1 rRNA gene is annotated in these 771 nt (G+C 55.1%); it reads right to left on the bottom strand.

Going from position 1 to position 771, the window contains the following annotated elements:
* Window positions 1–771 (bottom strand): 23S ribosomal RNA (locus AC0QUY_RS42625); the annotation flags it as partial.

Below are 771 nucleotides of genomic sequence, written 5' to 3'. Positions count from 1 at the left end.
GCTTCAATTCGCACCTTCGCTTACGCTAAGCGCTCCTCTTAACCTTCCAGCACCGGGCAGGCGTCAGCCCCTATACTTCGCCTTACGGCTTCGCAGAGACCTGTGTTTTTGCTAAACAGTCGCCTGGGCCTATTCACTGCGGCTCTCTCGGGCTTGCACCCTAACAGAGCACCCCTTCTCCCGAAGTTACGGGGTCATTTTGCCGAGTTCCTTAACGAGAGTTCTCTCGATCACCTTAGGATTCTCTCCTCGCCTACCTGTGTCGGTTTGCGGTACGGGCACCTCTCACCTCGCTAGAGGCTTTTCTTGGCAGTGTGGAATCAGGAACTTCGCTACTATATTTCGCTCGCCATCACAGCTCAGCCTTACGGGAAACGGATTTGCCTATTTCCCAGCCTAACTGCTTGGACGCGGATATCCAATACCGCGCTTACCCTATCCTCCTGCGTCCCCCCATTGCTCAAATGGTGAGGAGGTGGTACAGGAATATCAACCTGTTGTCCATCGCCTACGCCTTTCGGCCTCGGCTTAGGTCCCGACTAACCCTGAGCGGACGAGCCTTCCTCAGGAAACCTTAGGCATTCGGTGGAGGGGATTCTCACCCCTCTTTCGCTACTCATACCGGCATTCTCACTTCTAAGCGCTCCACGAGTCCTTCCGGTCTCGCTTCACAGCCCTTAGAACGCTCTCCTACCACTGTTCGTAAGAACAGTCCGCAGCTTCGGTGATACGTTTAGCCCCGGTACATTTTCGGCGCAGAGTCACTCGACC

The organism is Bradyrhizobium sp. WYCCWR15520 (assembly GCF_056174665.1).
Note: the sequence above shows the minus strand (reverse complement) of the source record. Positions and strands in the feature narration are given on the sequence as shown.